Consider the following 12,908-nt stretch of genomic DNA (forward strand, 5'->3'; position numbering starts at 1 on the left):
AATTTTTTACATGCAAATCACTTTGTGATTTACATGAAACAGTGCATGAAACTTTGTTTCATGAACGTTCTTTGGAATATAAAAACGCGAGATAACCTCCAATAATTGCCAGGATACTTGCCAGAAATCCTGATATGAAGGGTATACTGATCACTGAGGTCCCTGACAGTATAAAACCAAATGAGATTATATTGAGTATTCCAAAGAAAATAACGGCAAGACTGGCGTCTTTTACATCTTTTACAATTCCGTTTTTCATTCTCACAGCAGAAACAACGACTATTATGCCGATTAAAACGAGGACATAGCCGGTAGATACTCCTGATAGGGAATACGCTGCTCCCGATACCAGGAAAAGAAAGCCGCTTAAAAATGAAATTGCAAATGGAATTTTTATATCTGTCATGTTCATGCTAAAGCCTATGGAGTTTATTTGGCAATATGTATGAAAATACTATTCCTTTTTAATCAGTAAGGAAGTAATGTCTGCCTTCGTAAAACATATCATGTATTTTGTTAATCACGTACATCTCCCATGCTTTCTTCCAAATCAATTTGATCTCATTTTTCAACGAAATTACCGGGAGAAACGTTTATGAAACAAAGGTTTCATGTAAAAATGAAATCTTAATTAACCATTAACCGAAATTTCAATTATGTCAGAATCAGAAGAGACTAATTCACTGAGGATCGTAGCGGCCCTCATACTTGGCATAATATCAGGTGTGATTGTTTTTTTCATCATTGCACTCGTTCTGGGTTTTATTGAGGATACTTCGGGAATAAGAACCGGGATATCGGTCAATGTCGCCGACAATATCCTGAGTGCAGTGCTGATGTTTATTTTCATAATTGCAGGCATGGCATTCTTCTACTGGAAGGTGAAGAATACTCCTGCTTCAAAAGAAGAAATCGAAGATTAATTTATTCTTCGGCAGGTTCCGGGGACTCGGTTACGGGTTCCGGTTCTGCATCCTTTTTAGGTTTTTTGAATGTTTCCTTGAGTTCTATCTCTTCGATGCCGTCGACATATTCGAAGATCTGGTGAACACACATTCCCTTGCCCATCATCCATCTCTGGTCGTAGGTGATTCCCGGCGGGAGGATGATCGTGAGCTTTCCGTCTTCGAGAGTTGCCTCAAATTCACGGCCTGTGAAGAGATCAAGAACAGACTCGGCTTTTTCTACAGGATCCTCGACAACTTCCTCGATTGTATACTTGTACTGGAGTGTCTTTCCGGCAAGCATGTGGTTGAAATCAACTACTGCCCGTGAACCGATTACGTTTGTAACGAATCCCTGGCGGCCCTCTGAAGTCACACGCATTCCGACGGTGGGCTTCTCTTTGAAGTCCTTTACATTGACCGATTTTACAAGGTTATCGTCCCTTTCGCCGTATGCCTTCTCGGGAGCGATTGTGATCTCGTACTCCTGACCGATCTCCTTGTCGACAAGGTCTTCGTCGAGACCGGGGATTACGTGGTTCCCTCCGACACAGATTGTAATCGGCTTGTAGGTCTTCTCCTCGATATAGCTGCCGTCTTCCTTTGCGACCTCCTCATAGGTCGTATCGAAGATATTTCCGTCAACGCTGCCGGTATAATTTATTTTTACAAAATCGCCTTCTTTTATTGACATAAATACACCTGTCTATATTAATTGGTTTTATGTACTTAATATAAGTGATATAGATATGTTTGAAGTCGAGGCCAAGATAAAAGTCGGTTCTACAGGCCCGATAAGAACCAGACTAATAGAAAAGGGAGCGGTATTTGGTAAAAAAAGCAGGCAGACAGACACCTACTTCAACTCACCATTCAGAGACTTCGCCAAATCTGATGAGGCACTTCGGATACGCAGCGAGGACGGGTTTTCGGAGATTACATACAAAGGTCCGAAGGTCCGGGGAACCGGAGCAAAGGCAAGGGAGGAGTTCAATGTCGAGGTTTCAGATCCAAAAAACCTGGCAGAAATTCTGACGAAAATCGGTTTTTTTAGAAGTGCCGAAGTGTTCAAGACAAGAGAAGAGTTCAGGTTTATGGAGACAAACGTTGCTCTTGACAGTGTTGATAATCTCGGGGAATTTATTGAAATAGAAGTTATAACGGATGACAGGGAATCCACACTCGAAAAAATAGAAAATGTCAGGAAGGAACTTGAAATTACCGGGGAACATATTCCCGAATCCTATCTTGAGATGATACTTAACAGAATCAATAAATAAGCAATTTTCTCGATTTTATTTCATTAACCAAGGAATTAAATTACATTTTTAAAACCAAAAACAACGAATTTTTGTTTTCTGAGTTTAACGTAAACTTAAAGGAGATAATGAGTGAGCAGTTACTCATTTATATTGGAAATGCATATATTACAATTGATAAAACAATCGTGGTGGCAATATTTGAGCAGAAGCTTGTCAGAGAATAAATATCGATCCCTGATGGAAGCGGCAATCGAACTTTTTTCATCGCAGGGATTCCATGCCACCCCTACAAAACAGATTTCAGATCGTGCAGGAGTTTCCGCAGGAACTTTGTTCAGATATTTTAGGACAAAAGAGGATTTGATAGACGCATTATACTTTAATATCTATCAGACAATCTCCGATGTCGTAGAGGAGGCAATTCTTTCACAAATAAGCATAGAAGAACAGATAAAAAATGCAAAACGTCAGGCTCTTCACTGGATGTTTGAAAATCCAAAAAAAACCCTTTTTTTCGAACATTTTACGTCTTCACCGAACATAACCAAAAAGGCAAAAGAAGAGGCTCTGGACGGGTTCACTGCTCTCGACGGGTTATACAAAAACGCAGTATCAAAAGGAATCATAAAGGAAATGGAGAGAGAAGTATTTCTGGCGGATTTCTGGTACCCAAACTTCATGCTCATAAATTTATACACAATCGGCAGGTTACAGAATGATGTTGGAGAAATTATCGAACAGTCTGTTTCTTCTATGTGGAGCGGAATCGGGCGGCCATAATGAAAAAAACTGTTTGCAAAAACAATTTTTTTAAAAATTTCCTGTATATGCTCCCCATTGACAGATCCATAGAATTCGGTGATTGATGTGATTTCCATAATTATCCCTGTACTAAATGAAGAAGAGACCATCGCCAAATGCCTGAGATCTCTTCTAAAACAAAATTGTCCCAGAGATTCCTACGAGATAATCATTGTAGACGGTGGTTCTTCAGATAATACTTGTGAGATTGCTATCTCTTATGCGGATCAGGTGATCCGCCAGAAAAGCGAAGGTATTGGAGGAGCCCGCAGAGAAGGGGCAATGACGGCAAACGGAGAAATCCTGGCTTTCACGGATGCAGATACAATTCATCCTCCTTTCTGGCTGGAAATAATAGCGAAAGATCTCATATCAGGAGGATACGATGTCTGCACAGGACCTGTCAGGTTTTACAATAGGACGGCCCTTTCATGTATTGTCCAGGGATGGCGAAAACATTACAATTTACTACAGATATTTGGATTTTTCTGGCTAATAGGATCAAACTTTGCCGTAAGAAAGGATATTTACTTCAAAGCAGGCGGTCACAGGGAGATCTCAATTTTGGAGGACTACGATCTATCTCTGAGGCTTGCCGATGTAAGGGCCTTATGTATCTGTGACAAAAAGATGGAAGCACTGACCTCTGCACGCCGGATGACAGGGATTTTCGGATATACACGGATATATCTCACAGGATTTTACCATTATTATATCACAAAAAACAATGATGCACTCCTTTCCTATCCACAGCCTAAAAAAATATCATTTCAGCAAAACGCTGCATATACCAACCTGAAGCAGGTCAGGCAGAAGATTAGCAAAGTAAAAGAAAAAAAGAATCTTAAGAATTTACGGCTAAATTTCCGCCTGAATTAAGAACAGAAATGAATCTGAAAAATATCAGATTTTTCTGAATCCTTTTCCGACCATTTTCAATGCAATTATCCGGATTAATAAATAGTTGAAAATCAAACAGAAAGAATCTCGACTCTTATATCCTTCGGCTCATCACCAAGGGTGACAATCGCACACTTTCCTTCGAATGCAGGGCCGGGATTGACAATTACCGTTCCTTCTACCTCCTTTATTCCGGGATCGTCATGGATATGTCCGCAGCAGACAAGATCGAATCCTTTCATGTGCTTTCTGATGCTCGAACTTCCGACATTTGCATCCCCTACACTGTCGAGAGTTTCTTCAGGCGGGGCGTGACAGACGAGTATATTGTGAACGTTATTCTTTGTTCCTGTCTTTGCCTTCGTTAATATTGCATCAATCTCTTCTTCAGATAGTTCAAATGGAGTCCCGAAAGGAGTCGGATTGGATCCCCCTACACCGACAAGAGTTATCTTGCCCAGCTCGAGCGACGAGCCATGAAGCGAAACCGCATTAGACTCTTCAAGATAATTCACAGTCTCCCTGCTGTCACAGTTCCCAGGAACAGCAAAACACGGCACATCGATCTGTTCAAGCATTCCAAGCGCAGGTTCGAATGGACCGTCGGGATCGGTGAAGTCCCCGGAAATTATCACCATATCAGGGTCAAGTTCAAGAAAGGAATTTAATTTCCCATATTGACCATGGAGATCGGTCAGCACAAGGATTCTCATCATGGATTATTGTTCGTTTTCCCGATAAAAAAATCCTGCTATAATCACGAATCTTCGCCGGGTTCAAGAATCACCGGAAGCCTGTTTTTTCCCGAAGAAACGGGATTTGGCATCATGCCAGTGCCCTGTAACTTTTCCGGAGAGGGAAAGTTTCCCAAGCAGGGCGTTCACTTCCGGTATAAGTTCCGACGGTTCCGTTCCTGCAAGGGGAGTTCCCGGAAGCGGGGTGAAATAATGAGCATGGATCTTCCCGAAACGCGATAACCACCTCATCTGTTCGACAGTCGCTATCTGGTCCTCTTCTGTCTCGAACGGAATTCCGACAATGTAATCGACGACAGGAGCAAAGCCTCTCTCGTGGCATAACTCAACGGCCCGGATTACATCACCACACGTATGACCACGGTGCAAAAAAGAGAGAACCCTTTCACTCCCCGACTGCGCCCCAAAATGAATTTTTTTATTAGCACAGTACTTATCGATGAGATCTATCGCCTCATCGTTAATGAATTCGGGCCGGACTTCACTAGGGAATGTTCCAAGATAGAGATTCTGGTCTTTCGAAAATGAAGAAAGAAGCTTTTCTACTTTCTCAGGCAGGAATTCCCTTCCGTTCGAACCATAGGCAAGTGCGTTGGGAGTGAGAAATCTCACGTCCGTATAGATCTTTGATGCATTCACAATCTCATCAACCGACCTGTGCCTCATGCATCCCCCGAAGAGCCTCGGCGTCTGGCAGTACCCGCACCTGAAAGGACATCCCCTGGATATCTCGACTGCACTCTTCGCCTGCGTAAACGGGGGGTAATAATCAAGAAGAACACATCTGTCATTCGGTATGAATCCGTTTTTCGTCGCCACACCCGGCAGCGGCCGCATGGCCGGATGATTCGGATCCGACATTATCGTCTTCAGAAGTTTAGGCAGGACATATTCTCCCTCTCCCACCACGACATAGTCTGCAACTTCAGCCATCTCCCCCGGAAGTGCAGACGGGTGAGGGCCACCGACGATTGTTATACATTCGGCATCCCTTATCTCATCCATATAATGAGGAGCATCAACCGAGTTCAGGCTGTATAAGGTAATATCATTCTCAGGGCCGTCGGTCTCCCGGAGGATTATTCCTTCTTTTTCGCAGGCGGCATACAACACTGCAAAAGAATTCCTCGCCCACCTGATCTTCCTCCAGTTAACTATCATTAAACAAACGCCCTAAGGGATTATCTCACACCCGTTATATTTATTGATGCGGAAATCTTCAGCAGAGATTAAGCCCTGCCCGATCATCTCCTGTATTTCAGAAATCACCGATTCAACTGCCGATTTTAGATTTAAAACACTCCCGTAGACCAGCCGCCTTCCCTCTTCCGGCCAGGGACGGATAACATTCGAATACAGGCACCTCCCACCACAGAAACCCGCGATATCACATTCCAGACAGTCACCACCAGGTTCTGTCTTCTTCAGGTTTTTCGGATCGGAATCGAAAATGTTTCCCGCGTAAAAGTCCCTCATCCCCACCATGCACGGGCAGGGAACGATGTTTCCGTCGGTCTGTATGGCATAATTCATATGCCCCGCACCGCACCGCATAGGAGCAGTCGTCCCGCCGGAACCCGTAAGGATATCGTAAACCAGCCCGCAGAACGGATACCAGCGGGGCACAACTCCGCTCTCTCTTATCAGCCCAAGCCACTTTTTTGCAAGCCTGGCGATTCCCGGATTGTATGACTCTTCGATCCATTCGCGAAATCCCGGCCTTTCGGAGAAGTCATACCAGAAATTGGCGTCCATCTGCCAGTGTATCGAACTAAATGTATAATCCTTGTTGTCTGCAAGGAAGGTTACCGACTCATATATATCCGTCTTCTCCGCAACGGTCATCCTCGCGACAATCTCACCTGGGAAACCTGAATCATTGATATATTTGATAGACTTCATTAAACCGTCATATACTTCTTCTCCACGGTAACCGTCTGTGGTTCTCCTGTCGCCGTCGATCGAGAGTAGTATAGTATCCAGTCTGCGGATGTACCCGGGAGGTAAATTCCTGATCAACAGCCCATTCGTATAAATGGAAAACCTGAACGAGGGCATCTTATCCATGAAACCTATAAGCAGATCCGGCCTCAGGGTCGGCTCTCCCCCATAGAACAGTATACCCGGCTCATCATCTTTTTTCAGGAATGAATACAGGTTCTCGGGGCTGTATTCAGGTGACGAGGGAAGTAAAACACACTCGTCAAACGATTCCAAATCCGACTCACATGAGAAAAATTCCTTGCCACGGCAATAAGAACAGTTCAGGTTACACTCGTCGTTTACAATAAGGTGATAATACAAATTATCCTCCGCTTGAGGTTGTCAAATATTATTATTCTACAATAATTTCGCCGGTATCGCCGTTTACTGTTACGACTGAACCTTCAGGAATCCCGGAGATCGGTTTCTCGGGTTTGTCCACCATGGGAATATCTGCGATTATTGCACCGACCGCGATAATCGTTTCAGCCTCAATATTTATTATGGCACTCGGGGCTTTCCCGTTTCGACGCAGGGCATAGATAATATAGGACCCTACAGTCGAGCCTTTGCCGTGCGGAAACGCAAGCACCTTTCCCCCGATGGATTTGCCTTCAAGAGGATGGCCTGATTCAATTACAATGCCTGTCTCGGGATCGACGCCGGATAAGAACGAGATCGCCTCACCGCTAACCAATAGCTCGCCTGTACCCTTACCCCCGGATATACCTCTGGCCATAATTGTAAAAGACATATCTAATAAATGTTGTAAAGTAAGATATAAAGTAACATGGATGACACTCTCTTCGAAAGTCACGAAAATATTGATATATCTAAGCTTAATTTACAGGAGTTAAGCGAACAGCTGCGTGACCTGGAAGCAAAACTCAATATTCTCACCCGCGAGACTGCGAGGCTTGAGAAAGAGAATATGCAACTCAAAAAGGAGAACGCACAACTCAAGCGGCCTCCTTTATTTGTTGCAACAGTAGTAGACATCCTCGATTCCGGTGAGATATATCTCAGGCAGCAGGGGAATAACCAGGAATATATTACAAATGCCCTGGACGCAATCTGCAGCGATTTAAAACCCGGAATGAAGGTTGCTGTGAATAACGCACTCCAGATCATCAGGACCGTAGGAAATACTTTCGATTCAAGGGTCAGGGTCATGGAGCTCGAAGAATCCCCTGATGTGACATTCAAAAACGTGGGCGGACTCAAGAACGAGATCGAAGAGGTAAGGGAGGCTGTAGAATATCCGCTTACAAGGCCGGAAGTATTCCAGAGGATCGGTGTCGAACCGCCGAAGGGAATTCTCCTCTACGGACCGCCGGGAACGGGGAAGACTCTCATTGCAAAGGCAGTTGCAAATCAGGCAAATGCAACCTTCATCAGGATGTCGGGCAGTGAACTCGTTCACAAGTTCATAGGAGAAGGTGCCCAGATGGTAAGGGATCTATTCCTTCTGGCAAGGGAACGCGCCCCGTCCATCGTATTCATCGACGAGATCGACGCAATCGGTAGCATGAGGACTCATGACGGGACATCGGGAAGTGCCGAGGTCCAGCGTACACTCATGCAGCTCCTTGCCGAGATGGATGGGTTCGACAACCGCGGGGACGTAAGGATAATGGCGGCTACAAACCGTGTAGATATGCTTGATCCCGCATTGCTCCGGCCGGGACGATTCGACAGGGTTCTCGAAGTTTCTCCTCCCGACAGCGATGCAAGACTCGAGATATTCAGGATACACACGGATAATATGAATATAGGAACCGTCGACCTGAAAGATCTTGTGAATAATACCGAAAATGCCACAGGTGCAGAGATTCAGGCTATCTGCCGTGAGGCGGGAATGTTTGCAGTGCGCAGAAACGCCTCAGAAATTACGATGGACGACTTCCAGGCAGCGATATCCAAGGTTAAAAATAAATCCAAATCCGATGACATAATGTATACCTAATCATGAATCTGCTGATGATCCAAAAAGAAGGAACAGACCTCTACAGGACTCTTCTTGATTCGGAGACCAGCAGAGAGATCCTTCGTTTTTACCGCCCCAGGAAGACCGAATGCGGGGTAATTATCCAAAATTCCACACTCGGCGGCGCACTTTCGCTCATCTCCGAACTCAATTGGTACATCAGGAGATATGTTGCCGAACTGTTTCTTGAAATTTCCCCTGAACTTTACTGTACGAGAGATTTTGCAACCGATGTCTACCAGAGAAGCAATAAACTGAAAGAGACATGGAGCTTCTCCAAACTTATATCCATAAAGGACGGTCAGATCATGGACGAGATCTGGATGGAGCCCCATTCCTCAAAAGAGGATTATCCCCATATTCTGGAATCATCTGATTACGTCCTGGAAGTCTGGTGTGCTGAATACGAAAAAGAAGAGTAAATAATATTAAATTATTCTTTTCAGGCGAACATCGCGCCGTCCGAGAGATCGCCCAGACCCTGCTTGACGTCGTGACGGATCTTGTCAATCGCCTTTATGAAATCGTTCATATCGACATCTTCCTTTTCCATCCTGATGGCAAACATTCCTGCTTCAGTGCATATAGCTCTCAGATCCGAACCGTTCTTCCCTTCGGTAAGGGCGGCAACCTCTGAGAGATCAACGTTCTTCTGGAGGTTCATTCTCTTTGTATGGATCTTAAGTATCGCAAGGCGTCCTTCAATATCAGGGAGCGGGATCTCGATCATTCGGTCAAAGCGCCCGGGTCTCAGGAGTGCAGGATCGAGAATGTCGATCCTGTTTGTGGCTCCGATGATCTTAACATCACCGCGGTTATCGAACCCGTCGAGGTCGGCCAGTAATTGCATCAGGGTTCTCTGGACTTCACGGTCACCTGAGGTGATGCTTTCCGTCCTGTGTGCCCCAATCGCATCTATCTCATCGATGAATATTATAGAAGGTGCGTTCATCTTCGCATGCTCGAAGAGCTCTCTTACAAGACGGGCGCCTTCACCGATATACTTCTGGACCAGCTCGGAACCGACGACTCTTAAGAATTTGGCATTAGTCTCATGAGCAACAGCTCTTGCAAGGAGTGTCTTTCCTGTCCCCGGAGGACCGTAGAGAAGGACACCCTTCGGCGGAGATATTCCAATCTTTTCAAAGATCTCCGGCCTCTTAAGCGGTAGCTCTATAGCCTCCCGGATCTCGTTTATCTGTATTTCAAGCCCGCCTATATCGCCATAAGTCTCTAATGGCGGGTCCTCGACCTCCATCCCGTATATCTGGGAGTCAAAGGATGCAGGAAGGATATCGACAATTGTCAGCGACTGCTGGTTGAGCGTACAGCGTACGCCCGGTTTTAGATCTTTTGCATCGATAAACCCGGATGCCCTAACCATAAATCTCGGCCCTGCACTCGACTGGACAATTACCCTGTTGTCCGTGGCCACATCCGATATAGTGCCGATTATCAACGGCGGGCTCCTTAGTTTGTCGACCTCCCCCTTCAGTTTGCGGATCTCACGCTCATACCTGAGTTTCTGGTTGTCGATGAACCTCTTTTCCGATTCGAGCTGCCTGATCTCTTCACGAAGCTCCAGATTCCTGGTCTCAAGACCCGAAATCCTGTCGAGAAGATATTTTGTGACATCCTGCTCTTTCTCAGGATCAATTTCAACTGGTTTATCGGCCATCCGCTTCCTCAATTAGGTATTTAGGGGTTGCCCAATATATAGATGTTTGCGATTAATATGTCTGAATGTGAGGTTTGCGGATGTATAATCCGCGGAAAGCCAATACTGGTTCAAATAGGGGGCGCAAAGATGTGGGTATGCAGCAATTGCGCCAAACTGGGAACAGAAATTCAGCGCCCAGGGATGGATGCAATAAAAAAAGGGTCGCCAGGAATGGTATCTGCAAAACCGGGATTCCGATCGGTTTCGCCGCAAAAAAAGAAATCCAGGGATGTTTTCGATATGATCGACGGCGAGATCGACGAGGATTTCAGTGATATCATACGTGATGCGAGGATGAGTAAGGGGCTCAGCCAGAAGGAACTAGCCATGCAGATCAAGGAGAAGGAAGGTCTGATAAAAAAGATCGAAAAAGGAATGATCCCCGAAGATTCGGTTCGTAAAAAGATCGAGGAGGCACTCTCCATAAAACTGACGGAATCGTCCGATGTCGGTGTCAAAACAGGCCCGAAGGGAGGAATCGAACCCACTCTCGGCGACGTTATGAAGATAAAAAAGGGAAAATAACCGGAGTTATGTTAAATGCCTGAAGAAAAGCCCGTTATAATGATAAACTTCAAGACCTACAACGAGAGTTACGGTTTCAGGGCACATGACATTGCCGAGGCGGCCGAGACCGTAGCGGAAGAAAGCGGCATTGAAATCGTAATCTGTCCCGGATTCATGGATATACACCCGATGTCAAACCATTACCGCCTGCCTGTCTTCGCCCAGCATATAGACGGAATCTCGCCTGGCGCACACACGGGGCATATCCTTGCCGAGGCAGTAAGAGCGGCGGGAGCTACGGGCACGCTTATCAACCACTCGGAGAGAAGACTGACTCTTGCGGATATCTCCGCGGCTGTGGACGCAGCAAAAAGAGCAAATCTAAAGACCGTAGTCTGTACAAACAACACAGCGACGAGCGGAGCGGCGGCGGCACTCTCTCCCGACTACGTGGCTATCGAACCGCCGGAGCTCATCGGCAGCGGAATATCTGTTGCAACGGCAGACCCGGAAATAATCGAAAATTCTGTAAATGCGGTAAAATCAGTCAATAAAGATGTCAAAGTCCTTGCAGGAGCGGGGATCAGTTCGGGCTCGTGTGTCAAAAGAGCAGTCGAACTCGGCTCGGACGGGGTACTGCTCGCATCGGGGGTCGTTAAGGCTGAAGATCCGGCAACGGTCCTGAGAGACCTTGTCTCAAAGATTTAAAAAAATATGGCTCTCCGCTGTTTCATGTGGGTAAATAATTTCGAGATCCCACACATCCTCACACAAGTTAGGAGCCAGCAAATCCTTCGCATTTTCTTTTCTTCACATACATTCGGATACACATACATGGCACTGTCATATTGCTTACATACCTTACTATACCTTACCCTGGCAACCCCGGCACTGGTCGGCCAGGCCGCCGGACGGCCCCTGCCCAGGGACCTTGCCTTAAGATAATCTTCTCACGGCACGCCCGGGGGACCGGTGAAGGTCCCCCGGGCTGTTTTTTTTGGTTTTTTGCATACAAAACACACGTTGTGATCTTACCGCACCTCGCCGCTCGGGGGATACTCGTCTATCTTCCGAGCGGTCTATCATCATAGAGAGGCCCCGAGGTCGGGGCCGATCCGCGAACCTGCTGTGCGGTTCGCGGCGAGGGGTTGTCAGAAGTGGTGAGACTTCCTTTTATCCCACACAGATTAACGAAGAGCCAAAAAATAAAATACAAAATTATTCAGACAATCATCGACATAAGGTCATGCTTGGTTATTACACCGCTGACTTTCCCTTTTTCAAGAACTAAAATCGCATGACTGTTGTGGAGCATATGTACTATAGTCTCGATATCGGTTGAAGGCGGGACTGTAGGAAAACCCTCTTCCATGAAATCGGATACGAGATGATCCTTTGTTTTGTTGATCTTTCCCTCCTCCATCGCGTTGATTATCGCCGACTCGGATATGCATCCGACAGGGACGCCCTCATCGATCACCGGTATCTGGGATATCCCGTGTTTCTCCATTATCTCTATCGTCGAGGCAAGAGTCTTCTCTGAGTTTATGCATATTACAGGCTGGTGCATGAGATCCCCCGCGGTTATCATGGACCTCTCGGCATCCAGCAGAACCCCGACTATCTTCTGTAGCGTGCTCACTCTCGGGTCTACGGTTCCCGCTTCAATACGTGCGACCATCGACTGGCTGAGCCTTGATCGCTTTGCAACATCGGTCTGGGTCAGCCCGAGTTTCACCCTTTTGTCCCTTATCTCCCCGGGCGTGGGTATATGCATGAGAAACTATTGTAGATTCTCTTATTTAAAACAGTAAAATGAGTGGGAGTAATAAGCCCCATTTTGTTCCGACAACATTCAGCTTTGCGCCATACCCGGAACCGGCCCGGAAATGCCGTTGTGTTCCTGTTTGGCTTGCTCCCCCGGGGATTCGCCGTTCCATCGCTTCCCCTGGTTCGATAGCACCTCAGGAGATCCGCTCCATCACAGGTTAAACCAGGGGCCGTGTCGTTTCTGTGCCAGCGCCACGACTCTCGCCGCCTGCATTTGCA

At 46.2% G+C, this 12,908-nt stretch carries 16 protein-coding genes and 1 other RNA gene (1 of these 17 running past the window's edge); 8 read left to right on the plus strand and 9 right to left on the minus strand.

Annotated elements, in window-relative coordinates; genetic code table 11:
* Nucleotides 1-58: 58 nt before the first annotated feature.
* Nucleotides 59-412, minus strand: coding sequence for a hypothetical protein (locus METPAY_RS13575; RefSeq protein WP_211251542.1), 354 nt, complete (start codon nt 410-412; stop codon nt 59-61).
* 244 nt (nt 413-656) lie between these two features.
* Here METPAY_RS13575 and METPAY_RS13580 point away from each other — a divergent pair, with 244 nt between their 5' ends.
* Nucleotides 657-923 (plus strand): hypothetical protein, encoded by a 267-nt coding sequence (locus METPAY_RS13580; protein ID WP_013330001.1) that lies wholly within the window; start codon nt 657-659, stop codon nt 921-923.
* A 1-nt stretch (nt 924) separates the two neighbouring features.
* Here METPAY_RS13580 and METPAY_RS13585 read toward each other — a convergent pair whose 3' ends face one another.
* Nucleotides 925-1,638, minus strand: a complete 714-nt coding sequence (locus METPAY_RS13585) for an FKBP-type peptidyl-prolyl cis-trans isomerase (protein WP_048153088.1) — start codon at nt 1,636-1,638, stop codon at nt 925-927.
* Nucleotides 1,639-1,693: 55 nt separating this feature from the next.
* Here METPAY_RS13585 and cyaB point away from each other — a divergent pair, with 55 nt between their 5' ends.
* The 3 genes from cyaB (at nt 1,694) to METPAY_RS14500 (ending at nt 3,886) form a co-directional block, all read left to right on the plus strand.
* The gene (gene cyaB / locus METPAY_RS13590; protein WP_048153089.1) at nt 1,694-2,224 is read left to right on the plus strand and encodes a class IV adenylate cyclase; all 531 of its coding nucleotides are present in this window, start codon (nt 1,694-1,696) and stop codon (nt 2,222-2,224) included.
* A gap of 219 nt (nt 2,225-2,443) precedes the next feature.
* Entirely contained in the window at nt 2,444-2,986 is a 543-nt protein-coding gene (locus tag METPAY_RS13595) for a TetR/AcrR family transcriptional regulator (RefSeq protein ID WP_048153090.1), read from the plus strand.
* An 87-nt stretch (nt 2,987-3,073) separates the two neighbouring features.
* Nucleotides 3,074-3,886 (plus strand): glycosyltransferase family 2 protein, encoded by an 813-nt coding sequence (locus METPAY_RS14500; RefSeq protein ID WP_169743680.1) that lies wholly within the window; start codon nt 3,074-3,076, stop codon nt 3,884-3,886.
* Between the two features lie 92 nt (nt 3,887-3,978).
* Here the strand turns inward: METPAY_RS14500 and METPAY_RS13605 are convergent, their stop codons facing one another.
* From METPAY_RS13605 to METPAY_RS13620, 4 genes are read right to left on the minus strand one after another with little or no spacing between them, the layout of a single operon-like run.
* Nucleotides 3,979-4,623: a metallophosphoesterase family protein gene (locus METPAY_RS13605; RefSeq protein WP_048153091.1), complete on the minus strand. Its 645-nt coding sequence runs from the start codon at nt 4,621-4,623 to the stop codon at nt 3,979-3,981.
* Between the two features lie 60 nt (nt 4,624-4,683).
* Nucleotides 4,684-5,823 (minus strand): TIGR04013 family B12-binding domain/radical SAM domain-containing protein, encoded by a 1,140-nt coding sequence (locus METPAY_RS13610; RefSeq protein WP_048153092.1) that lies wholly within the window; start codon nt 5,821-5,823, stop codon nt 4,684-4,686.
* 12 nt (nt 5,824-5,835) lie between these two features.
* Nucleotides 5,836-6,966 carry a TIGR04084 family radical SAM/SPASM domain-containing protein gene (locus METPAY_RS13615; RefSeq protein ID WP_048153093.1) on the minus strand — a complete coding sequence of 377 codons (1,131 nt, stop codon included), beginning with the start codon at nt 6,964-6,966 and terminating at the stop codon, nt 5,836-5,838.
* Nucleotides 6,967-6,997: 31 nt separating this feature from the next.
* A complete protein-coding gene (locus METPAY_RS13620) occupies nt 6,998-7,399 on the minus strand; it encodes a DUF126 domain-containing protein (protein WP_245611653.1) in 402 nt (133 codons plus the stop codon).
* Nucleotides 7,400-7,435: 36 nt separating this feature from the next.
* On the opposite strand from METPAY_RS13620, the gene METPAY_RS13625 reads away from it, so the two are divergent.
* Together METPAY_RS13625 and METPAY_RS13630 are read left to right on the plus strand one after the other, a co-directional pair.
* Nucleotides 7,436-8,611 carry a proteasome-activating nucleotidase gene (locus METPAY_RS13625; protein ID WP_048153094.1) on the plus strand — a complete coding sequence of 392 codons (1,176 nt, stop codon included), beginning with the start codon at nt 7,436-7,438 and terminating at the stop codon, nt 8,609-8,611.
* Between the two features lie 14 nt (nt 8,612-8,625).
* The gene (locus METPAY_RS13630; RefSeq protein ID WP_245611654.1) at nt 8,626-9,054 is read left to right on the plus strand and encodes a DUF5804 family protein; all 429 of its coding nucleotides are present in this window, start codon (nt 8,626-8,628) and stop codon (nt 9,052-9,054) included.
* A 20-nt stretch (nt 9,055-9,074) separates the two neighbouring features.
* Here the strand turns inward: METPAY_RS13630 and METPAY_RS13635 are convergent, their stop codons facing one another.
* Entirely contained in the window at nt 9,075-10,310 is a 1,236-nt protein-coding gene (locus METPAY_RS13635; protein WP_048153096.1) for a proteasome-activating nucleotidase, read from the minus strand.
* 57 nt (nt 10,311-10,367) lie between these two features.
* On the opposite strand from METPAY_RS13635, the gene METPAY_RS13640 reads away from it, so the two are divergent.
* Nucleotides 10,368-10,877 (plus strand): multiprotein bridging factor aMBF1, encoded by a 510-nt coding sequence (locus tag METPAY_RS13640; RefSeq protein WP_048153123.1) that lies wholly within the window; start codon nt 10,368-10,370, stop codon nt 10,875-10,877.
* Between the two features lie 15 nt (nt 10,878-10,892).
* Nucleotides 10,893-11,567 carry a triose-phosphate isomerase gene (gene tpiA / locus METPAY_RS13645; RefSeq protein ID WP_048153097.1) on the plus strand — a complete coding sequence of 225 codons (675 nt, stop codon included), beginning with the start codon at nt 10,893-10,895 and terminating at the stop codon, nt 11,565-11,567.
* Nucleotides 11,568-12,081: 514 nt separating this feature from the next.
* On the opposite strand, the gene METPAY_RS13650 is transcribed toward tpiA, so the two are convergent.
* Nucleotides 12,082-12,636, minus strand: coding sequence for a CBS domain-containing protein (locus METPAY_RS13650; protein WP_013330014.1), 555 nt, complete (start codon nt 12,634-12,636; stop codon nt 12,082-12,084).
* Between the two features lie 40 nt (nt 12,637-12,676).
* Nucleotides 12,677-12,908: RNase P RNA component (gene rnpB / locus METPAY_RS14510), an RNA gene on the minus strand (it continues 105 nt past the right edge of the window).

Source organism: Methanolacinia paynteri, from assembly GCF_000784355.1.
In the GTDB taxonomy this organism is placed as follows: domain Archaea; phylum Halobacteriota; class Methanomicrobia; order Methanomicrobiales; family Methanomicrobiaceae; genus Methanolacinia; species Methanolacinia paynteri.

What these genes read in the sequence shown, in the direction of transcription:
- METPAY_RS13575 (WP_211251542.1), bottom strand. Translation starts at nt 412, where the DNA reads ATGAACATGACAGATATAAAAATTCCATTTGCAATTTCATTTTTAAGC.
- METPAY_RS13580 (WP_013330001.1), top strand. Translation starts at nt 657, where the DNA reads ATGTCAGAATCAGAAGAGACTAATTCACTGAGGATCGTAGCGGCCCTC.
- METPAY_RS13585 (WP_048153088.1), bottom strand. Translation starts at nt 1,638, where the DNA reads ATGTCAATAAAAGAAGGCGATTTTGTAAAAATAAATTATACCGGCAGC.
- cyaB (WP_048153089.1), top strand. Translation starts at nt 1,694, where the DNA reads ATGTTTGAAGTCGAGGCCAAGATAAAAGTCGGTTCTACAGGCCCGATA.
- METPAY_RS13595 (WP_048153090.1), top strand. Translation starts at nt 2,444, where the DNA reads ATGGAAGCGGCAATCGAACTTTTTTCATCGCAGGGATTCCATGCCACC.
- METPAY_RS13605 (WP_048153091.1), bottom strand. Translation starts at nt 4,623, where the DNA reads ATGATGAGAATCCTTGTGCTGACCGATCTCCATGGTCAATATGGGAAA.
- METPAY_RS13610 (WP_048153092.1), bottom strand. Translation starts at nt 5,823, where the DNA reads ATGATAGTTAACTGGAGGAAGATCAGGTGGGCGAGGAATTCTTTTGCA.
- METPAY_RS13620 (WP_245611653.1), bottom strand. Translation starts at nt 7,399, where the DNA reads ATGTCTTTTACAATTATGGCCAGAGGTATATCCGGGGGTAAGGGTACA.
- METPAY_RS13625 (WP_048153094.1), top strand. Translation starts at nt 7,436, where the DNA reads ATGGATGACACTCTCTTCGAAAGTCACGAAAATATTGATATATCTAAG.
- METPAY_RS13630 (WP_245611654.1), top strand. Translation starts at nt 8,626, where the DNA reads ATGATCCAAAAAGAAGGAACAGACCTCTACAGGACTCTTCTTGATTCG.
- METPAY_RS13635 (WP_048153096.1), bottom strand. Translation starts at nt 10,310, where the DNA reads ATGGCCGATAAACCAGTTGAAATTGATCCTGAGAAAGAGCAGGATGTC.
- METPAY_RS13640 (WP_048153123.1), top strand. Translation starts at nt 10,368, where the DNA reads ATGTCTGAATGTGAGGTTTGCGGATGTATAATCCGCGGAAAGCCAATA.
- tpiA (WP_048153097.1), top strand. Translation starts at nt 10,893, where the DNA reads ATGCCTGAAGAAAAGCCCGTTATAATGATAAACTTCAAGACCTACAAC.
- METPAY_RS13650 (WP_013330014.1), bottom strand. Translation starts at nt 12,636, where the DNA reads ATGCATATACCCACGCCCGGGGAGATAAGGGACAAAAGGGTGAAACTC.